The organism is Bdellovibrio sp. ZFWA1 (assembly GCF_056175665.1).
In genome coordinates this window covers 1,884,567-1,903,529 of record NZ_JBJKJH010000001.1, presented here as the reverse complement: position 1 = coordinate 1,903,529, position 18,963 = coordinate 1,884,567, and the positions used below count along the sequence as shown (strand labels likewise).

At 43.7% G+C, this 18,963-nt stretch carries 23 protein-coding genes, 1 tRNA gene and 2 pseudogenes; 11 read left to right on the top strand and 15 right to left on the bottom strand.

Annotated features, from left to right (window positions below):
• Positions 1-70 precede the first annotated feature (70 nt).
• The 6 genes from AC04MN_RS09375 to rpmB all read right to left on the bottom strand — a co-directional run bounded on the left by AC04MN_RS09375 (position 71) and on the right by rpmB (position 4,128).
• On the bottom strand, positions 71-1,798 hold the full coding sequence (locus AC04MN_RS09375; RefSeq protein ID WP_475382917.1) for an electron transfer flavoprotein-ubiquinone oxidoreductase: 1,728 nt from the start codon (positions 1,796-1,798) through the stop codon (positions 71-73).
• 60 nt (positions 1,799-1,858) lie between these two features.
• Positions 1,859-2,137 carry a hypothetical protein gene (locus AC04MN_RS09370; RefSeq protein ID WP_475382916.1) on the bottom strand — a complete coding sequence of 93 codons (279 nt, stop codon included), beginning with the start codon at positions 2,135-2,137 and terminating at the stop codon, positions 1,859-1,861.
• 99 nt (positions 2,138-2,236) lie between these two features.
• Positions 2,237-3,073: a carbon-nitrogen hydrolase family protein gene (locus AC04MN_RS09365; RefSeq protein ID WP_475382915.1), complete on the bottom strand. Its 837-nt coding sequence runs from the start codon at positions 3,071-3,073 to the stop codon at positions 2,237-2,239.
• Entirely contained in the window at positions 3,070-3,456 is a 387-nt protein-coding gene (locus AC04MN_RS09360) for a hypothetical protein (protein ID WP_475382914.1), read from the bottom strand. The genes AC04MN_RS09365 and AC04MN_RS09360 overlap by 4 nt, the downstream gene beginning before the upstream one ends.
• Before the next feature lie 104 nt (positions 3,457-3,560).
• The gene (locus tag AC04MN_RS09355) at positions 3,561-3,824 is read right to left on the bottom strand and encodes a KOW motif-containing protein (protein ID WP_475382913.1); all 264 of its coding nucleotides are present in this window, start codon (positions 3,822-3,824) and stop codon (positions 3,561-3,563) included.
• Positions 3,825-3,837: 13 nt separating this feature from the next.
• Positions 3,838-4,128 carry a 50S ribosomal protein L28 gene (gene rpmB, locus AC04MN_RS09350; RefSeq protein WP_475382912.1) on the bottom strand — a complete coding sequence of 97 codons (291 nt, stop codon included), beginning with the start codon at positions 4,126-4,128 and terminating at the stop codon, positions 3,838-3,840.
• A gap of 324 nt (positions 4,129-4,452) precedes the next feature.
• Between rpmB and rpsR the strand changes: the two genes are divergently transcribed.
• Positions 4,453-4,722 carry a 30S ribosomal protein S18 gene (gene rpsR, locus AC04MN_RS09345; protein WP_475382911.1) on the top strand — a complete coding sequence of 90 codons (270 nt, stop codon included), beginning with the start codon at positions 4,453-4,455 and terminating at the stop codon, positions 4,720-4,722.
• Between the two features lie 63 nt (positions 4,723-4,785).
• Here rpsR and AC04MN_RS09340 read toward each other — a convergent pair whose 3' ends face one another.
• Positions 4,786-5,184, bottom strand: coding sequence for a hypothetical protein (locus tag AC04MN_RS09340; RefSeq protein WP_475382910.1), 399 nt, complete (start codon positions 5,182-5,184; stop codon positions 4,786-4,788).
• A 135-nt stretch (positions 5,185-5,319) separates the two neighbouring features.
• Between AC04MN_RS09340 and AC04MN_RS09335 the strand changes: the two genes are divergently transcribed.
• A complete protein-coding gene (locus AC04MN_RS09335; RefSeq protein WP_475382909.1) occupies positions 5,320-5,517 on the top strand; it encodes a hypothetical protein in 198 nt (65 codons plus the stop codon).
• On the opposite strand, the gene AC04MN_RS09330 is transcribed toward AC04MN_RS09335, so the two are convergent.
• On the bottom strand, positions 5,514-6,239 hold the full coding sequence (locus AC04MN_RS09330) for a hypothetical protein (RefSeq protein WP_475382908.1): 726 nt from the start codon (positions 6,237-6,239) through the stop codon (positions 5,514-5,516). The two genes, AC04MN_RS09335 and AC04MN_RS09330, sit on opposite strands and share 4 nt — an antisense overlap.
• 79 nt (positions 6,240-6,318) lie before the next feature.
• Between AC04MN_RS09330 and AC04MN_RS09325 the strand changes: the two genes are divergently transcribed.
• The 4 genes and pseudogenes from AC04MN_RS09325 to AC04MN_RS09310 all read left to right on the top strand — a co-directional run bounded on the left by AC04MN_RS09325 (position 6,319) and on the right by AC04MN_RS09310 (position 7,952).
• A tRNA-Pro gene (locus AC04MN_RS09325) sits at positions 6,319-6,395 on the top strand.
• Between the two features lie 388 nt (positions 6,396-6,783).
• Positions 6,784-7,631 (top strand): annotated as a pseudogene (locus AC04MN_RS09320) (integrase core domain-containing protein).
• Positions 7,632-7,769 (top strand): annotated as a pseudogene (locus tag AC04MN_RS09315) (AAA-type ATPase lid domain-containing protein); the annotation flags it as partial.
• Between the two features lie 33 nt (positions 7,770-7,802).
• Positions 7,803-7,952, top strand: a complete 150-nt coding sequence (locus tag AC04MN_RS09310; RefSeq protein ID WP_475382972.1) for a hypothetical protein — start codon at positions 7,803-7,805, stop codon at positions 7,950-7,952.
• A 90-nt stretch (positions 7,953-8,042) separates the two neighbouring features.
• On the opposite strand, the gene AC04MN_RS09305 is transcribed toward AC04MN_RS09310, so the two are convergent.
• The 4 genes from AC04MN_RS09305 to AC04MN_RS09290 are packed head-to-tail and all read right to left on the bottom strand — an operon-like array spanning position 8,043 to position 13,230.
• The gene (locus tag AC04MN_RS09305) at positions 8,043-11,180 is read right to left on the bottom strand and encodes an efflux RND transporter permease subunit (protein ID WP_475382907.1); all 3,138 of its coding nucleotides are present in this window, start codon (positions 11,178-11,180) and stop codon (positions 8,043-8,045) included.
• Between the two features lie 3 nt (positions 11,181-11,183).
• Positions 11,184-11,615: a hypothetical protein gene (locus tag AC04MN_RS09300; protein WP_475382906.1), complete on the bottom strand. Its 432-nt coding sequence runs from the start codon at positions 11,613-11,615 to the stop codon at positions 11,184-11,186.
• Positions 11,612-12,814 (bottom strand): TolC family protein, encoded by a 1,203-nt coding sequence (locus tag AC04MN_RS09295; RefSeq protein ID WP_475382905.1) that lies wholly within the window; start codon positions 12,812-12,814, stop codon positions 11,612-11,614. Before AC04MN_RS09295 ends, AC04MN_RS09300 begins: the two co-directional genes overlap by 4 nt.
• Positions 12,811-13,230, bottom strand: coding sequence for an ArsR/SmtB family transcription factor (locus AC04MN_RS09290; RefSeq protein ID WP_088616658.1), 420 nt, complete (start codon positions 13,228-13,230; stop codon positions 12,811-12,813). The genes AC04MN_RS09295 and AC04MN_RS09290 overlap by 4 nt, the downstream gene beginning before the upstream one ends.
• Before the next feature lie 76 nt (positions 13,231-13,306).
• Between AC04MN_RS09290 and AC04MN_RS09285 the strand changes: the two genes are divergently transcribed.
• From AC04MN_RS09285 to AC04MN_RS09265, 5 genes are all read left to right on the top strand, one after another.
• Positions 13,307-13,546, top strand: a complete 240-nt coding sequence (locus AC04MN_RS09285; protein WP_088616657.1) for a hypothetical protein — start codon at positions 13,307-13,309, stop codon at positions 13,544-13,546.
• 11 nt (positions 13,547-13,557) lie between these two features.
• A complete protein-coding gene (locus AC04MN_RS09280; RefSeq protein WP_475382904.1) occupies positions 13,558-14,379 on the top strand; it encodes a cation efflux transmembrane domain-containing protein in 822 nt (273 codons plus the stop codon).
• Positions 14,380-14,703: 324 nt separating this feature from the next.
• Positions 14,704-15,081, top strand: coding sequence for a transposase (locus tag AC04MN_RS09275; protein WP_475381949.1), 378 nt, complete (start codon positions 14,704-14,706; stop codon positions 15,079-15,081).
• 5 nt (positions 15,082-15,086) lie between these two features.
• Complete coding sequence (locus AC04MN_RS09270; protein ID WP_475382970.1) at positions 15,087-15,908, top strand: IS3 family transposase; 822 nt, start codon at positions 15,087-15,089, stop codon at positions 15,906-15,908.
• A 98-nt stretch (positions 15,909-16,006) separates the two neighbouring features.
• Positions 16,007-16,621: a hypothetical protein gene (locus AC04MN_RS09265; RefSeq protein WP_475382903.1), complete on the top strand. Its 615-nt coding sequence runs from the start codon at positions 16,007-16,009 to the stop codon at positions 16,619-16,621.
• Here AC04MN_RS09265 and tnpC read toward each other — a convergent pair.
• From tnpC to AC04MN_RS09250, 3 genes are read right to left on the bottom strand one after another with little or no spacing between them, the layout of a single operon-like run.
• Positions 16,542-18,098: an IS66 family transposase gene (gene tnpC / locus AC04MN_RS09260; protein WP_475381868.1), complete on the bottom strand. Its 1,557-nt coding sequence runs from the start codon at positions 18,096-18,098 to the stop codon at positions 16,542-16,544. The two genes, AC04MN_RS09265 and tnpC, sit on opposite strands and share 80 nt — an antisense overlap.
• Complete coding sequence (tnpB, locus tag AC04MN_RS09255) at positions 18,098-18,511, bottom strand: IS66 family insertion sequence element accessory protein TnpB (protein WP_475381867.1); 414 nt, start codon at positions 18,509-18,511, stop codon at positions 18,098-18,100. The genes tnpC and tnpB overlap by 1 nt, the downstream gene beginning before the upstream one ends.
• Positions 18,502-18,912, bottom strand: a complete 411-nt coding sequence (locus AC04MN_RS09250; RefSeq protein WP_475381866.1) for a hypothetical protein — start codon at positions 18,910-18,912, stop codon at positions 18,502-18,504. The genes tnpB and AC04MN_RS09250 overlap by 10 nt, the downstream gene beginning before the upstream one ends.
• Between the last annotated feature and the right edge of the window lie 51 nt (positions 18,913-18,963).

Sequence of the window (18,963 nt, the reverse complement as noted above, 5' to 3'; positions counted from 1 at the left end):
CCACTTAAAACAGATTTGACGATACCTCACGATATCAACTCTAACCTACACCTTAAGGTGCGGCCTCTGCTTATACCTCACGGTATTGTGGCCCACCGCCACCCTCTGGCACAGTCCACTCGATGTTCTCTGCCGGGCATTTGATATCGCAAGTTTTACAATGGATACAGTTCGTATAGTTAATTTGAAGGTCTTTTTTACCTGGATCCTTCGCCGACGGAAGCATTTCATAAACCGCTGCCGGGCAGAAATGCGTGCACGGACTCTTGTATTTAGGTTCACAAACCGTACGGCAAATATCTGCATTTTTCAGAATCAAATGATTCGGAGAATGCTCGTCATGCATAGTTCCAGTTAAATACACGCTTGAAAGCTTATCAAAGAAAAGGACTCCATCTGCTTTTGGCAGTTGGTTCTCTTCCGCATCGAGCCCCTGCGGCCCCCAAACCTCAACAACAGAGTCGGTCGCCGTCGCATCTTTATGTGCCGGCATTGCGTCTTCAAGCCCACGCCCCCCCGTCAACTCTTGTAAAGCAATCAATGGCAAAGAGGCCACAACGCCCTTACTTAAAGTTTGGTGGAAGTTACGTACTCGATACAATTCTTTCTTCACAAAACTTGAGTGAATTTTAGACTCGTAAGACTTAGTCGTCGTCGCGCTGAAATCCTGCTTCACGATCGCTTCGATAGCCGTCTCGGCTGCCGCCATACCTGACTTCATCGCCAAGTGAATACCCTTCAACTTCTGCACATCCACCATACTTGCTGAGTCACCAACAACAACCCAACCGTTTCCGTAAAGCTGAGGCATCGAGTACCAACCACCGGCTGGTAAGGTTTTACCCCCGTATGCAACAACTTTACCACCTTTGATCATCTTTTGGATGAATGGGTGCGTTTTCAATTTTTGCAACTCACGGTGTGGATCTAACAAAGGATCATGAGTATCAAGATACGCCACCAATCCCAAAATAATTCGATCATTTGGTAGAGTATAAATGAAGGTTCCCCCGATAGACTTTGTTAACGGATAACCCAAAGTATGAATGACCTGACCAGCTTCAACTGTACCTGCAGGCATTTGAATAATTTCTTTTACGCCCTCTTCAAATACCTCTTCATTTTTACCGGCGCGAAGATTCAATTTTTTGCTAACTTGTTTAAACAAGGAACCACGAGTTCCCTCGGCAAAAATCGTCAGCTTTGATTTTAAAATTAAACCTGGCTCGAAGTTCGCCTTTGGCGTTCCATCTTTATCACGACCTTTATCACCCGTACGAACCCCAACAATTTTATCGCCATCATACAAGGCTTCAACTGCCGCAAAGCCTGGGAAAATATTGATCCCTTTTTCTTCACACTTAGAAGCCAACCAACGATTCATTTGGCTCAGCGAAACAATATAATTTCCATCATTGTGAAATGGCGGAGGAGTGATTGGCGCCTTTACAGCGTAATCAGAGCCAAGATAGTAAACTGCGTCTTTTTTAACTTCCGACTCAAACGGGAAACCCTGTTCTTTAAAGTCAGGCATTAACTCTTTAAGGGCAGACGGGTTTAATACCGCTCCCGAAAAACTGTGTGCTCCAACCTCGGCACCTTTTTCTAAGACCACAATCATTTGCTCTGGAATTTGCTCACCCTTGATTTTACCAGAAGCTACATCTTCGTTGTGCTTTTGAATTTGATTCTGTAAGTGCAAAGCGCAAGACAAACCCGCAGCTCCACCACCGACGATCAAAACATCAACTTCCATTTCTTCTCGAGTCACACCTTCAGGAAGACTATCGTAAACCATTTTTCACTCCGCTTATAAAAACAAAAATTGTTGCAGCTACACTCAATCACCTTAGGGTGATTAAAACCCATCTCCGCCTGCAGGCGTCGCTGGAATTTCAGTTGTCGGACCTAGCTTACGAACAGTTTTCGGAAGCTCGACTTGAACTTTCAAGTCATCCTCGTCCTGTCCCCCCGCATAGGTTCGGTTTTTCACGACATGCTCAATTTCTTTTTCGGCAGCTTCGTCGTAGTTGGTTCCAGCCAAAACTTCTTCTGCAAAAGCTTTCTGAACACTTACCACCCCTGCGACCGCTAAAAATAAAAGCGCTGTTAGCGACTTTTTATAAATCCTATCCATAGGACCTCCGACTAAAAGAGAAGCCATTGTTGTCGTTCAATGGCTCCATATAAAAACTAAATGAGAAACTTGTCTAGTATTCTGATTCTATTTTTGAATTTATTTAACAATTTCCACTGGTAAGCGTCTATGGCCTAACATCGGAATCTGGCTTCGGACCTCATTGATGAGATCTCTTTTCAACTCTGTCACGACGACGCCCTCTTGGCGCCCTAAAACCTCTAGAATTCGCCCCCAAGGGTCTACCGCGATCGTATTGCCATAGGTTTCCCGGCGTCCCCGCTCGCTTTGATGGACACCCCCTTGAGCGGCCGACAAAACATAGGCCTGGCTTTCAATCGCCCGTGCCCGATTCAAAATCTCCCAATGCGCTTCCCCGGTTTTAGTCAAAAAAGCTGCGGGTATCAAAATCGCATCGACTTGCTGCCGAGCATACTGCGCATAGAGCTCGGAAAAACGTATATCATAACAGATGCTCTGTCCAAACTTCCAGCCATCTACTTCAAATATCGAGGGCCGTTGTCCATGTCGAAAGACATCGCTTTCTCGAATAGGAGCCTGCCCCGTAAGTTGAATATCAAACAAATGCATCTTTTGATACGAGGGCACAATGGCGCCTTGATCTGTAATCAGAACAGCCGAGTTGAAAAGATGTCCGTCCAACAGAAGCGGAATCGAACCCAAATGAATAAACACCTGATGGGCAATAGCGAACTGAGCCAGTGCGTGTAGGTGTTCCGAATCAACAGTCACACCACGAATCGATTCGCCTTCCTTTAAACGCATATACAACGCATTTTCGGGAAACAAAATTAGACGAACGTCAGGGTGAGCCCTAACAATTCCGTCCATTTGATTTTTCATATTTTTTAAATTGATATCAAGATCGTCGACAGAGGTGGTTTGACATAAAGCCACCTTCAAATTTGGTTTCATTGCGCGCCTTCAGCTGATTGCAGTTCCGAGATTTTAGCTTCTTTAGCTTCCTTACACTTCCAACCACCAGCTTCAAGGTTCTTTCGAACCCCCTCGATAATGGTACTGCAATTAGTAGGATTTAAGGTCGAACCACCAATTTGTGAGTCGATACCTTGCTTAGTGTAAATGGCTTTGCAACTTGTTGCCCCAGATTCAGTTCTTAAAGTTCGAACTTCTTTACCCAGACGACATAAAATCAAAGCATGTGATGGGCTTGCGACAAATAGAAACAGCACCGAGCCAAATATGGCTGGTGCTGTCTTAGGAACTGCTTTAAGAACTCTCTCGAGGATGCTTGGACACTTGGTCCATTTTGTCTTGAGTTCAGATGTTTGCTTCACAGCGCCTCCCTATTTTTTGTTTAGGCTATAGCTTGATACTATGCGCTAAAATAAGGAATGCGGAAGCTTTTGAACCCTGAGAGGACCAAATTTAGACTTTATTCTTAGGCTGTTTTTGCCTTAGAAGTCTTTTTTGACGTCTTTTTCTTATCGCCAGAAGCCGCTTCGATCAATTTCACGTTAGAGTAATCAATGAAACCTTCTTTTTTAAGAAGACCATCTTTTTTATCGTAGTGAGTTTGAACTTTTACGCCTTGGATCTGAATTTTCATGGCTTTAGCGTTCACTGCCAAAACAGTGCCTTTTTTGCCTTTATCAGCGCCAGCAATAACTTGGACTGTAGAACCTTTTTTGATGTTTAATTTCATGGCCTACCCCTAATTAGTTCTTTTTAGAGTTCATTTTTTTCTTAAGTCTAGCCTTGATAGCCAAAGCGTGCTTTGACATCTTAGAGTCATCTAGATTCAAGATAAAGTTATCGAAACCGCCCATGTGTTCCATGTCACGGATTGCTGAAGTAGCAATTTGCAAACGAACCATTTGGTTCAAAGTGCGGCTAAATAGGCGTTTCTTTTGAACATTTGGTTGGTTGATCGATTTAGTTTTGATGTTAGAATGGCTCACCAAGTTTTTAACAACTGGGCCTTTTCCTGTTAGTTCGCATCTGCTCATACTAAGCTCCTAATATTTTGGTCCTCAACGAGACTTTTAAAACAGAAACAACGATATATTGAAAAAGACACTTGATGGCAACCAGTTTTTTTATTATACCCTAGGACTCGCCCAAATTACTTAAAACGACCCGCCGGTATGGGAATTTTGGGAATTAGGCGTTAAAAGAAGCTAAAACTTAGAAATTGTCTTAGAAATCAAGACAGATGCTGGACTTAAAGGGAAAAAGGCTTTAAAACGTCTCCACTCAAGTCCACCAGAAAAATCTGGATTAAGACTTAGGACTTCGATCCAGATCAGAAAGATATATAAAGAGGAATTACGATGAAAAAAACTACTCGTTCAAAATACCGTCAGGAGTTCTCTGGTGATCATAACTTCGATTACAAAGATCCTGCATCTCTTATGCGTTTCGTAAGTGACGCTGGCAAAATCACTCCTTCTAGAATTTCTAAATTGAGCATCGCTCAACAGAAGAAAGTGACTGCTGCAGTTAAGAAAGCTCGTAACTTGGCTCTTATGCCTGCAGGTACTGACGCTTACGATACTTTCAACCGCGTTGAAGCTATCAGCCCAGTTCCATTCGAAGCTTAGTTTTCGACTGTCTTAGATATCTAAGTTAAGCTAAGAAAAAAAGCCACCCTCGGGGTGGCTTTTTTATTTTCGAATCGATGCTTTTCTCAGACTCCAATAGGCCCAGACGGTGCTTGCCATCATGGCCATAAAACTGATGTTCGACCAACGATGTAAATTTTGCCCACTCACTCCTAAAATACTTAGCGAATTAAAATCCGCATCCCAATTCATCAACCGAAGTCCCAAAATTGGGAACGCAAAAAACACCAAGAACTGCGCGTGACCTAAGAACCAAATCCAGTCCTTTGATTTAAACTTTAAAACTTCCCTTAATATCAACAGCAAGGGAAGCCCCACAAATAATGTCCCCGCCTGGGTCGCGGCCAACTTGCGATCTGGAGTGATTTTAAAAATAAGTAAAACTAGCGGGATCACCGCAAGTTCAAGCAACAAATAAATTAGATAGCGTCTTTGTCTCATATCCAAGAACCTAATCCAAAGTTTTAGACAGAACAAGCTCAGCTCAAAGATATTGCACTCGGACAGTTCCGAACCTCGGCCCTACTCCTGCAATAAAGCCCCAACATCAAACATTCACAAAAAAATGGGGGAATTATGAAAGCGAAAAGAGTTATCAAATTAAATACAAATCTAAAACAATTCGGACTCAATCCGACCGAGTGGGTGATTCTACCTAAGACTCCGGGCATCTTTAAAATCCAAAACAAAAAAGACGCCGAGCTCAGCTTGCTTGGACACGGTAAAATCACTTTTGACGGCATTCAGTGGCAGCAGTTGCATTGGGCTTTTTAATAGGCCTCACAACGGACTGAAAAAAGACTGCGATTAAAAATCTCCTGCTCTGAAAGGCTCTCAGAGGCCAGCTTCACAACTGGCTCTAGCTCTTCGCCAGGAGTCCCCGCCTCGCCAGAAACTGCGGGGTCAGGTTCGACTACGGCCACCGGCGCCTCTTCAACAGGGGGCGGTGGCTGCTCGCCAGGAAACTTAGCTGAAATTTGCTTCCGAAGCTCGTCAAAGGCTCCCTCGCCCGCCCCACGAATATAGACGCTCTTGATACGACAAAACGTCGATATCTCTGCCTCTTGCATCCAACTAAACCGATTAGTCGCTGCCGGATCCGGTGGAGCCGATCCCCATGCGATTCTGGCCATCACCTCGATCCCATCTTTCAAGGTTTTTTGAATCTCGGGAACTTCAAAGTATTTAGGAATGCATTCCGACGTCGAGCCGCTGACCAAGTTCGACAGGTCCCGCAGGATATCAAAATATTCGTAACAAGAGCCCGCACTATTACCCAACTGACAGGCCTCTTTCACCGATTGAATTTTAGCTGGCGCAGTATTCTTTTTAAACTTTTGCGGAAAAAGAACCCCCGTGAGCGCCTCTCGCTTTTGCTCAAGCTCGGCATCACAGACTGTATGCGGGGGGTTGGTATTCCATAAAAAGAATACAACTAATACCAGAACCAAAATTGCCAAAATAGGCTTCGGAGTCGAATTGATGAACTGTTCCATAAAAACATGATAGCGCCAAAAATATCAAAAGATCAAATTGACAAGCGCATACAGATCTTCTAATTTGGGCCCTCGACCTCGGGGAGTAGCGCAGTCTGGTAGCGCATCTGGTTTGGGACCAGAGGGTCGCAGGTTCGAATCCTGTCTCCCCGACCAATTTTAATTCTAAACGAACTTAAAACCTTCTCATCCCGAGAGGGTTTTTTCGTTTTAAGACCTGCATTTTCAATAGCTTGAAGACTTCCAGACTCAAAATCATCCCCACTCACTTTGTCCAAACCTGATAGATCAGCGACATTTTTACTACTTCCCCAATAGATCAATTTCACTTCATTAGATTTGACAACTACAGCCTGAAGAACGCGCTTCAAAAGTAATTTCCTCTTGGCGATCGATGCTTTTTTCCAACCACGAATAAACTCATCCATTTGACCGCTAACAATTTCCACTCGCCCATCAATATCTTGAATGGCATCTGCTGATTCTGACCTGAACCCCTTAACTTAATCCACCTCATAAGATAATATTGAGGGATAAATAAGGGATTGTCTATGGCAAGAAAAAATATAGCCCCGAACAGATCGTTCAGATCTTACGAAGTATTGAAATTGAGCAAGGACGAGGAGCCACTCAAGAAGAGGCCGTAAAGAAAGTTGGAATAACGCTACAAACTTACTTCAGATGGCGCAAAGAGTTCGGCGGACTTAAAACCGATCAAGCAAAAAGACTGCGCGAGCTCGAATCCGAGAACCAGCGATTAAAGAAACTAGTCGCAGACTTGGCGCTTGATAATTCTGTCCTCAAAGAGATCAACAAGGGAAACTTCTAAGCCCGTCTCGAAAAAGAGAAGCTGTCGAACACGCAATTGAAACCTTTTCGATTTCCGAACGACGGGCTTGCAAGATCCTTGGACAAAGTCGTTCCTCACAAAGATACACAATTCAATACTCGCCAGACGAGGATCGCCTCACTCGAGAAAGCTTAGTAATTAAAGTCAGCAGAAAACTCACTAGCGATGATGTCATTGAGACTCTCGGAGACTTATTTGTAGCCAGAGGAGTTCCAACGCATGTTCGCTCAGACAATGGGCCCGAGTTCATCGCCACGAAACTAAGGCTTTGGTTCGAGCAATTGGAGTTAAAGCCGCTCTTTATACAGCCAGGAAGTCCTTGGGAAAATGGATATTGTGAATCGTTTAACGGGAAACTCAGAGATGAGCTTTTGAATGGAGAAATTTTCTACTCGCTAAAGGAGGCCAAGGTAATGATTGAAAGATGGCGCAAGCACTACAACACCGTAAGACCGCATAGTTCGCTCAAATATAAGCCACCTGCACCAGAAACTTTTTCACCTACACCGATAAAATTTGAAAGACGTCTAGTCGCATTGTAATTGGTACTGAAACTGGGTTCAGGTCAGTTTAGGTCATTCGATTGGCCGGGAAATGTTCGTCAATTAAGGTCAGTCGTTGAAAGACATCTTTTATGTGCTGAAAGTGATTCAGTTAAAAAAGAAGATCTTGAGCCAGCTCTATTCCAAGTCATAAAAAATTCACCCGTTACTATGAGAGAGCTTGATGCCCAGCTTGAAGAAATAAAGAAAAACCACTTTCGTGAAATACTTCGAAGTACACCAAAAAAAGCTGAAGCTGCTCGGAAATTAGATATTGAACAAAATCTCCTGTCCTATTTTGTCAATAAATGGGGATTATAGCTCTACGACTATAATCCCTGACCTGCTGATCGCGCTCAAGAGAAGGGCTACGGAGAACCGAGGTCCCAATTTTTCAACCCTCGAATTTTACTAATTGTGTTTCGAATTTCCGTTTTTCATATACCGTTCAAACATCAAGTATAACACTGGCAATACCACCAATGTCAGAATTGTTGCAGAAAACAATCCCCCAATGACAACGCTGGCTAGAGGACGTTGAACCTCAGCACCGACACCCGTGGAAAGCATCATTGGAATAAAGCCGAAAATGGCAACTAAAGCAGTCATCAACACAGGTCGAATTCGCAACGATGTTCCTCTTCGCACAAGCTCAAGGCCGCTAAGTCCCTGGCGTTGCAAATCATTAAAGCAATTAACAAGAACCACACCATTCAAAACTGAGATGCCTGAAAGCGCAATAAAGCCAATCCCTGCTGAAATACTAAATGGAAGACCATTAAGCTTGAGTCCTAAAACCCCACCAACCAGAGCTAGCGGAACTCCGACGAAAACCAAAATGGTTTGCATAACATTTCCAAATGCCCAGAATACCATCGCGAGAACAAGGAAAAGCGCCACCGGAGCAAAAATCATTAACCTTGCGCGTGCCTCTTGAAGATTTTGGAAGTTTCCACCCCATTCCAAGTAATAACCAGGTGGAAGCTTCATTTCCTTATTCACAACCGTTTGAGCATTTTTGACGAATGTCTCCGTATCCACTCCACGCGGATTTATCATTACAGCCGCTCTACGCTTCGATTGTTCGCGATTGATAACACCATAGGTCTCATCAAACTGTATCGAGGCGACCTGCTTAAGAGGGATTGTAGAGCGCTCTCCAATCTGCACAGGAAGAGTCTTTAGCTTCACCAGGTCCGAACGATCATCCTCATTCAGTCGAACAAGAATCGGAAAGCGTCTCACTCCATCAAATAGATAACCGGCCTCTTCACCGCCAAGGGCGATTTGCACCGTTTCTAAAACCTCACGCTTTGGTACTCCTAGATTTGCAAGCAGACTTGTATCAGGGCTGACCTTCAGAATAGGCGATGTTCCCTGCATCTCTGCCTCTACATCTCCTGCGCCGGGAACTTTACGAATGACTTCTGCAAGTTTTTGGGTCAACTCAGTTAGCTTCTCCATATCTTCACCAAACACTTTGACGGAGACGTCGGCTCTTGTACCTTCTAGCATTTCGTTAAAACGCATTTGGATAGGCTGACTGACAAGCACACGCTGCCCGGGGATCTCTTCCTCCAACCTCTCCACAATATGTTCTGTAACTTGAGACCAAGTTTTTGCGCTGTTATCTTTAGGCCACAATGAACGATCTTTAAACATCACAAATGTATCTGAAAGATTCACGCCCATCGGATCAGTTGCGACTTCACCTGTGCCAATTCGACTAAAGACAGATTCTACTTGTGGAAATTCTTCGATAATTTTTTGCGACTTTCTTTGAAGATCAATTGATCTATCCAAACCAATATTAACAGGTCTTACAAACTGAATCGTTCTTGAAGCTTCATCCATTTGCGGAACGAACTCGCCTCCGAGAGTCGTAAAGACTATACCGGCTACGACGACTGACAAAACACCCATGCCAATCGTAACAGCTCGCTGCTTTAAGAAGAAGTTGAGCACTGGGCGATAAAGTCTCTCAGCTTGCCTCATTAACCATGGATCTTTTTCTTTTGCACTTCCTCCCAGCCAAAGACTTGCAAGCGCTGGAACGGTAGAAAATGACAAAATGAGTGCTGAGAACACCGCAATAGCAAATGTTGCTGCCATCGGCTTAAACATCTTGCCTTCAATGCCAGCAAGAGCAAGCACAGGAAGGAAAACCACTACAACAATAAGCTCTCCGAAACCTGCTGCAGTTCGAATCTCCACAGTTGCTTCATAGACCGTTGATTGAACTTCTTCCTTTGTCAGACTACGCTTGCGGGCCTTCACAGCATCGTGAATTTTTCGCACGCTATGATCTAGAACAATAACCGCGCCATCCACGATAATCCCGAAATCCAATGCTCCCAAGCTCAAAAGATTTCCAGAGATACCAAAATACTTCATCGCAATAAAAGTTATGAGCAGCGACAATGGAATTACGAACGCCGTGATAACGGCAGCACGGATATTACCCAATAGAAGCAAAAGGACAATAATCACCAGGCTCGCACCGAAAAGCAGGTTGTGTTCAATCGTCCCAAGCGTCTTATTCACAAGCTCGGAGCGATCATAAAGCACTTTGATTTCCATTCCTTCTGGCAAACCCTTTTTGATTTCCTCAAGGCGCTCAGCTACACGAATTGAAACATCACGGCTATTTTCCCCCATTAACATGAGCACAGTTCCAAGAACCGCTTCATTTGAACCGATGATTGCGGCACCCGTTCTCAGCTCAGAAGCCAGTGTTACCTTTGCAACGTCTTTAATAAGGATCGTTTTGAGTGCATCTAAATTCTTGATAGGGGTATTTTCAATCTCATCAATATCAGAAAGAAGACCACTTCCTTGAACTAAAAATTGCTCGCTTGTCTGTTGAATGTATCCGCCGCCAACATTTTGATTGGTGGCATTGAGCGCCTCAACGATCTCGTGAAAACTAATACCATAGCGCGCCAGCTTCACAGGATCTGGCTGGACATGGTATTGCTTTTCGAAACCACCGATAGTGTTGACTTCAGCAACTCCCGGAACGGTCAAGAGTCGTGGCTTTACATACCACTCCTGGATAGATCTTTCTTCCATCAATTGCGTTAATCGTTTTTCGCCCTTTTCAGGATTTTTAGATTCAATTGAGTAAAAGAAGACTTCCCCAAGCCCCGTACTGATTGGGCCCAACTTTGGATGAACTCCTTTCGGTAGTTCATTTGAAAGACCTTGTAGGCGCTCAGAGACCATTTGTCGCGCTCGATAAATATCTGCGCCATCATGAAAAACGACGTTAACGACTGACAGTCCAAAGCGGCTTAATGAACGAACCTGTTTAACACCAGCAATACCCGCCATTGAGTTCTCAACAGGGAAGGTGACATTCCTTTCAACTTCTTCGGCTGACAGGCCTCCAATGGTTGAAAAGACTTGAACCTGGGTATCAGTAATATCTGGAACCGCGTCAATAGAAAGATGGCTAAAGCTATACCAGCCTAGCCCTGCGAGAAGCGCTGTCATAAAAAGAACTACGCCACGATGATAGACTGAGAAATGAATAATTCGATTTATCATAAATTAATCCGCGCAAGCATCAGCTTCAGGCCCAAAGACATCGAGATCAATGACTCGAATCAGCCCGGCATTCCTCGTTACAATTCGGTCCCCAGGCAAAATATCTTTCGATGTGAAATGAGCAGACAATCCTTGAATAACAGGCTCAATTTCTACCATCTTAAACCACCCCGCCCGTTCTCTATAAACAGCAGAGAAATCTTGAAAGTGAACCAACGATGACGCTGGAACTACCAAAGTGGATTTTTCAGAGACTTTCAAAAACTCAAGCTCCAAATTATTGAGTGCCTTTTCTGAAAGCTTAAGGCCTTCCTTTTCGGACGCTTCAATCACAGCTTTTCCGGGGCCCACCCTGCCCTTTTTTCCTTCTTCCGCTTCCTCTGCAAAACCTTTAAAAGTGAAAAGAATCATTGCAACAAGTAAAAAATGTTTCATGGTAGTTCCTTTGGAAATGAACCTTTCAAGTTTTCGGCTGTTGACCACATCAGCATTGCCTGAATTTCGTTTCTATGAATTTCCTCGATAAGTTCGAAAGTCGAGCGATACATCTCAATAAGTGATGCGGGAGAGATCAGGGATCTATCAAACAGCCGCTCACTATCCTTAACAGAGCGAGTTAGGTCAGTTACTGGCTCCATTTCGCTCAATATTTTTATCAAGTCTTCATATTGTTTCTGAAGACTATTGATCTGACTCATTTGTTGACGTTTGGTTGATTCATGCATCGCTTGCGCAGATTTCATGCGGGCTTTAGCGAGATCTTTGCCAGCACCATTTATATTCCAAAGAGGAATAGTCACTCCGACTTTAACGCCCCATGAAGCCTCGCTCTCGTCAGGCTGGCGTTCAAAACTAGGTCCAACTCGTAAATCCGGCCAGCTTTCACTCTGAGCCAATTTCATTTCTGATTTTGCAAGCTCCAATTCGGCCATTGAAGTCCTAAGAGCTGTCGTTTGCGTGGAGGCTGTTGCTAAATCAAGACTTGGCCACTTTTTAAAAGCTGCTACATCAAGATGATCATTCTTAGTGATAGGCCTTCCAATGGCGCCTTCAATAAATGCATTTGTTTTTTGGACATCTTTCTCGATATTGAGTTTTCTAAAAAGCAAAGTCTTTTCAAATGTAGAGAACAAACGAAGTGTCGTTTTTTGTTCCGGCGATAGAGCTGGTCGAGATTTCAATTTTCGATTCACTCGATCAAGAATTGAAAGACTATCTTTGACCAAATCAGCCTCAGCTTTAAGCTGTCTAAGACGAATTAAAGATTCAAGGGCCGCATTTGAAGCTTCTATGCGCGCCTCAAGATCTTTTGCCGACAAAAACGAAGCTTCGGCTTGGGCTCGCTCTACGCGAGCACCTCTCTTGCCTCCGATTTCAAGTGGCTGAAGTAGACTTACTTCGAGCTTCTTCTCCCCAGTAAATTCAAGACCGGCATCAAGCTCAGGATTCGGGATTTGCTTGGCTTTTGCAGAGAGGGCTTTAACCTCATCCTCTCTAAAGCGTAACGCTTGCATCCCAGGACTTTGCTCTAAAATACATTGGTAAGCATCAAATCCTGACTTCAGTGGTTCGGGGCATGACGCCCGACTTTGAATAGAAAAGAAAAACAATAGAGCAATTATAGTCTTTTTCATACGGTTACTTTGCGAGGTGAACGAGGTGCTTGACGCTCAAAATCCGATCCATCTTTGGTACAAAGTTTGTTGGAACGCTTTGCTAGCTCGTTTTTAAAACGTTTTAAGTCTTTAGCGAATGTTTGATCTAGATCTGGAATCTCGGCGATGAGTCTATAAAATGGCTTCACTGATTTCTCAGAGCTTAAACTCTGATACACCCATCGCCCATCTTTACGAGAACTTAAGAGTCCCGCATTCCTTAGAACTTTGAGATGCCTTGAAACATTATACTCTGGTTCCTGTAGGCTATCCGTTAAATCACATAGGCAAGCCTCTTCTTTAGGAAGAGATACCAGAATGCGAAGAATCCGTAGTCTTGTTTTATCTGCAATTGCTTGAAGCAGCGCCGTAGGTTCAATATTAATTGAGTGCATACTTGCATCATAGTGCAAGTATGTTAGTAATGTCAATAAACCGTACCTTAATGAAAATCAAAAAAAGGAGTCACATTTGAAAAGCCTCTTAGTACTTACATCCCTTCTCATTTCACTTTCATCTTACGCACAAGAAAGCGCTGACGTGGTCGCCGCTTGCAAAAAGGACTGCCCCAAAGCAACAAACAACGAAGAAGCTCATAAATGTGCAGAAAAAAAAGGAAGACTCAATAAAGAATTTAGAAAGTCTCAATGTTGGGAAGTGAATGAGAAATACGAAGCCGCACAAGCTAAAGAAAAAGCAGAGACTCACTAGGGAGCCTTAATTTGAAACAGACAGTCTTTGATATTCCTCAGATGGATTGCCCATCTGAGGAGAAAATCATTCGCATGGCACTTGATGGCAATGATGCTATCAAGGATTTGGCCTTTAATCTCAAGTCTCGACAACTAACCATCTCGCACGAAGGAGATTCTACTAAACTTCTAAGGGCTTTAGAGCCGTTGGGGTTTGGCGCGAAGATTTCAAATTCACGGGACCTTTCAGAAATGGAAGAAGCATTACTCGGCCCGGCAGAAGTAGACAGCAAAACTGCAGCGTCCGAAGCAACAGTCTTGCGGCAGCTTCTTGCAATTAATGGCATTATGTTCATTGTCGAACTCTCAATAGGGCTCTACGCCCAGTCAACTGGATTGATTGCCGACTCTCTTGATATGTTCGCAGATGCTGCCGTATACGGCCTTAGCCTTTATGCAGTTGGTAAGACAATCCAACTAAAAAAGAAAGCCGCCCACCTGAGTGGATATCTCCAAATTATACTGGCAGTTGGTGCCTTAGTGGAGGTTTCCCGCAGACTTGCATTCGGCAGTGAACCCGAAGAGTTTCTGATGATGGGAGTCGCCTCCGTAGCACTCATCGCAAACACCTTTTGCCTTTGGTTACTATCAAAACATCGCGATGGTGAAGTGCACATGAAAGCGAGTTGGATTTTCTCAACAAATGACGTTATTGCGAACGCCGGAGTTATCATAGCTGGCGCCCTAGTTTGGCTTCTACAGTCCAACTGGCCTGACTTGATCGTCGGCCTGATCATAGCGATCATTGTCTTAAGAGGCGGACTTCGAATCCTGGCAATCTCCAAAGCTTAATCTCAGAATTTAAAAGTCGATTTTCGCGTACGATACAAAGCATTGTTGTTTTGTATCGTACACATTTCATTTTTACAGACCAAAAGGGGTTTTACTTTTTACTTGAAAATACTCGTGGACTTTCCCATGTCGAAGTTCGTGATTCAAACACGATCTTGCTATCCGAGCAGCAGGTGAAAAAGTGTTCAAAGAACAAATGCCAGGAATCGAAACTCAAGTTCCGAAAAAACCGCTTCAAGACATTAGTTCAGTTTAATTCCTTATTAACAAACCAAGATGTTCCTGACCCCGATTTGATTTGGACACCCAACCCAGGGGGTCTTTATGGAAGTAACGTCTAGCAGACGGAAAGTATTTACACAGGAAAAGAAGCAATTAATCATCAAAGAGCACTATTCGCAGGGAATTTCCATCCCCGTACTTGCCAGGAAATATGGGGTTCATGCTATCACTCTCTATAGTTGGAAGAGGCAAATGAACCACAAAAAAGACGAATCACCAGTCAATGCGGAATACATCCAAAAGCTGATCGAAGAAAACGACAAGCTCAAAGCTGAGAATCAAAATCTCAAAGCCAAGGTTGGTGAGTTGGCGATCAAGAACGACATCTTGAAAGATGGTCTGGAGATCGTCCAAAAAAAAGCGATCTTAAAAGCACTTCAACCGCCAAAGAAGTCAAAGCGCTTGATCGGTATGAAGTAACCCACATCGCGGAAGCCTTCGAAATCAGTCGAAGTTCACTTTACTACGAACCAGTTTCTCAGGAGGAAATTGGCATGCCTCGCTTTTACCAAAAATCGGAAGATGAAGTAATTTTAAAAGAAATCAAAAGTGTTATCGCCATCAGATCAACTTACGGTTATCGCCGAGTTACCACGATGGTGAATCGCCAGAGGTCTCTTGACGGTCGCAATAAGATCAATCGCAAGCGTGTTCAGCGAATCATGCGTATGAATGGCCTTTCACTGCCACAAACATTGCCGCAGCAGAAGCGACCACATACGGGCGTGGTAATGACAATGTTTCCAAACTTGCGTTGGTGTTCGGATGGAATGGAAATCCGTTGTTTTAATGGCGAAAAAGTTTTCGTGGCATTTGCCTTGGACTGCTGTGATCGAGAAGCTTTTGCTTACGTCGCTAGAACCGAGCCACTGTCTGCCGACGACATCGAAGAGCTAATGGTTAAAGCTGTTGAAGCGAGATTTGGTGAGTCGTTGAGATGCCCTAGGGAGATCCAGTGGTTGTCAGATCGTGGGTCAATTTACAGAGCGAAATCAGTAAAGGATCTTGGTAAAGAATTGAACCTACAATGCTGCTACACCAGAGCATACAGTCCAGAGTCCAACGGTATGGCCGAAGCCTTCGTTAAAACAATTAAGAGGGATTACGTTTATCAAGCAGACTGCGACAGTGCAGAGACGGTTCTTAAGCTTTTACCGCAATGGTTTGCTGACTATAACAACGTCGCTCCGCACTCAGCCCTTGGCATGAAGAGCCCGGTCGAGTATAAGGAGTCCGTGAACTTTTAAACCGTGTCCAAAAAATCGGGGTTCACTCCAAAGATTATTTGGCGTTGGGAACTAAATTTAATATTGTTTTACATATACCTGATCGAAATAATTAAGGAATGCTAGTTGATCAAAACGCAGGTGACCAAAATAATGTTTATGCTGAAAACTCATCCTACAATTGGATCTATGCAGTTGCATCCGAGATCGAGCATCACTATGGTGCAACTCCCGACGATTGGAAACCAAATTTAGACACTCATTTTTCTCCTGTTACGGTTCAAAAACCAAAGCAAACTATCGAGCGAAAAATATTTCAGAAAATCTTCCACGGAATCAATTTAGGGAATTCGATTCGTTTCAAATATGACGCTAACTACTTTAAGTATTGTGATCTAGTTGGAAGCATTTCAGATTTTTATTATGCTCTGTACAATGTGTTCATCTCCATAGCTATGATTCGAGATGTCCCAGAAAACAACAAGCATGGGAAGAATATTTCCATTTATCATAACACTAAAAACATCTTGCCTTATCCTTTTAATATTGTGAGCGAGTTCGACCCCACAACGTGGAATGGAAAAAATCTCATCAATAAAAATAACTTTAAATGTGTGTTACCCGAATTACTTTGTAAACCCTGCGTAAGACGCGTTATTGACGAAGGGCTCGGGCATGTGCCAGTGGCGTCGGCGGTGTTTTTCCGTCGGCCACCATATGCAGTGCCATGCTAAGATAGGTCCGCGGATCAAGATCATTCTTTTTGCACGTCTCAATAATTGAAAACAAGGTCGCAGCTGTTTCTCCACCAGCATGATTTCCAGAACCATAATAGTTTTTTCTTCCAACGACAGCATGTCGAATTGTGCGTTCGGCTTCGTTGTTGGAAAGTGGAATGCGGATGTCCCCTAAAAACAATGTAAAACCATCCCACCGTTTGGTGAGGTACTCAATGGCTTTGCGCTTCTGACTTCCTGGCCGGGACTTCGGAAACTCTTCCAGAAGTTTTCGATTTAAATCATTTACAACAACGAGACTTTTGGTCCTTCGAATATTTGCGAGTTCCTCGAAAGACTTAGCCTCGCGCTCGATCTCAAACAATTTATCGATGTCATCTAAGATGGGTTTCACCGATGGATCGTGGTCTTCGATTTTTATAAATTCTCTGCGGCCATGGGCCCAACAGAAAGCTTGTGGGATTGCCGCCTCTTGAAGAACATTGTAACCGCTATAACCATCAGTCACCACTGGACCGTTGTATCCATCCAAAAATTCTTTTACAACTTGCCCTGACCTGGTGGGTTTGAATAAGTAATGACTACCATAGCGGTTGCTCACAACCCACATATAGCCGTCCTTTTCATCTTTGTTTTGGATTTTCCAAGGCGTCTCATCCAGGTGAAGTGCTAAATCAGTAACTTTAAGTTCCTTAAGAATTTCTGCCTGAATGGATTCCAAACTTGCTGCCACAAGTCCGGCCATTCTGGATAAAGTACTGTTCTTGATTCCCTTAAGTCCCAAAGACTCCATTTCTCGAATTTGTCTTTCAAGTGGCATGTGGCTGATATATTTATCCGCCACAACACTGACGACAAAATCTGTGGAGTAATTCATTCCCGGCAATAGACCCGAAGGGCCATTGGCCGTGATAATAACTTCTTTATCAGGATCGGGATTGAATTTTGGATCAAGCTTGTATTTGAACTTTTTGTGGATTTCTTTGAAGTAAGAGCGTTCGATGATTTCTATGCGGAAGGATTCATCATAAAGGCCCGTATTTTTCCACATTGATGGCTGCGGATTTTCAATACCACGAAGCTTTGCTTCTTCATCAAGTTCGCGATCAGCAAAATGATGTTCAACTTCTTGAGTTGGAAGACCAGACCACTTGTTTTTTGTTTGATCCTCGCGTGAAACTTCAGCAGGAAATGCGGCCTGGCTAAATAACAAAGCCTCGGTCTGACTCTTATCGCGCGGGCGGTCTGTTGCCTCAGCTCTTTTTTCTGCGGATTTGCCAAAAATACTTCGGCGAAGAAGTTTAACGCGCTCATCGAGATTAAACTTGGATTGTGCGCTCAGCGCCTGCTCCTCCTGAAGTTTTGCTACCAAAGCCTTTTGTTGATCGATGAACTCGAGTGCTTGTGTCAAAAGCGCCTGCAAAATGCGGGGATCTTTTTCGCTTTCAATAATTCGTCGAGTTCGCTCATCCATCAGACAAGATTCTGAATGGCCCCTTTGGGAAGATCAACTGACTCCCTTTGCGTCAGTGCATTTTGTGGTATTGATGCTGATAGCGACCGATCCACAATCGGAGTTCTGATCATACTGCCATGAAAAATCATCTTTAATTCTGCAAGACTGACTTCGGAACGGCCAAGTAAATCTGCTAAAGACATGAAGTTGCCCTTTTCCATACGCTTTGAAATCTGTACCAATCCAGTACCATCATAAAACAGAGCTTTGATTCGTTTGCGGTTTTTTCCGAAAAATATATACACATGCCCCTGATCCATGATGGCTTGCATTTGGTGAACACAAAGCGAGTGCAACTTTTCAAACCCACACCGCATATCTATACTTTCTCGATAGATGAATGCGCGAAGTCCCTTGCGATCTAGAAACATGAGACCCCCCGCTGAAGTTCAAGAATGGTTTTGGCCGCAATGGCTTCGGGAATTTCCAAAATATATCCTTCAGGTGTTCTAACCGTCACAGTTAGACCACTATTAGACTTCTGATTGTTAGATGGTCCAACTGTGACGGTTGGACTGGGTCTAACTGTGAGGGCATGGAAATCTGGTTTGATTTTCTTTTTGGGCCGAATTCGCCAGGACATAATGGTCGCATAGGGGATGTCGATTTGCCGAGCTGTTTTCTTCACCGGTACGTCTAGTTCAAACAATTCTTGGATTCTCGTTTTTATAGATTTCGGCCAGGGTTTCCTGACTGAACTTACTTCAGCATGATATTGGCGGGTGAGTTCTTGAATTTCTTCGATAAGTTGTTTTGCACGCTGTGTATTCATGGAACTCAGCATGCCGGACGACGAAAAACTTTCCTAGACGCGTTTTATGCA